The following is a 731-nucleotide window of genomic DNA, read 5'->3' as shown; positions in this document are numbered from 1 at the left end:
CCCAGCACGCGGTAGCAGGTATCGACCTTGTCGACGATGATCCGGAACGCATACACGTCCATGATCTCGTTGAAGGCCCGGCGCTTGCCGCGCATCTTCTTGTAGATGCCGTAGATGTGTTTCTGCCGGCCGCTGACCTCGCCTTCAATCTCGTCGATCGCCAGGCAGTGGCTCAGCGACTCTTCGATCTTGTTGACGATTTCCTTGCGGTTGCCACGGGCGCGCTTTACCGCCTGGTAGATGCGCGCCGAGCGCATCGGGTGCATGGCCTTGAAGCCGAGGTCTTCGAATTCGATACGAATGGCATGCATGCCCAGCCGGTTGGCGATGGGCGCGTAGATTTCCAGGGTTTCCTTGGCGATGCGCCGGCGTTTTTCGCCGGACAGCACTTCCAGCGTGCGCATGTTGTGCAGCCGGTCCGCCAACTTGACCAGAATGACCCGAATGTCGCGGGCCATGGCCATGGCCATCTTCTGGAAGTTTTCTGCCTGGGCTTCGGCCTTGGTCTCGAAGTTCATCTGGGTCAGTTTGCTGACCCCGTCGACCAGTTCGGCCACGGTTTCGCCAAATTGCGCGCTGAGCGCTTCCTTGGCGATGCCGGTGTCTTCAATCACGTCATGCAGCATCGCAGCCATCAGGCTCTGATGGTCCATGTGCATGTCGGCAAGAATATTTGCCACCGCAAGAGGATGGGTGACATACGCCTCGCCACTGCGGCGGCGTTGGCCGTC

At 59.8% G+C, this 731-nt stretch carries 1 protein-coding gene; it reads right to left on the bottom strand.

From position 1 onward, the window contains the following. Positions 1-731: HD domain-containing protein (locus QZ269_RS13365; RefSeq protein ID WP_291427181.1), on the bottom strand; the 731-nt coding region annotated here is incomplete at both ends.

Source organism: Deinococcus sp. (assembly GCF_018260405.1).
Lineage (GTDB): Bacteria > Deinococcota > Deinococci > Deinococcales > Deinococcaceae > Deinococcus.
This window is presented reverse-complemented; position numbering and strand designations above follow the sequence as displayed.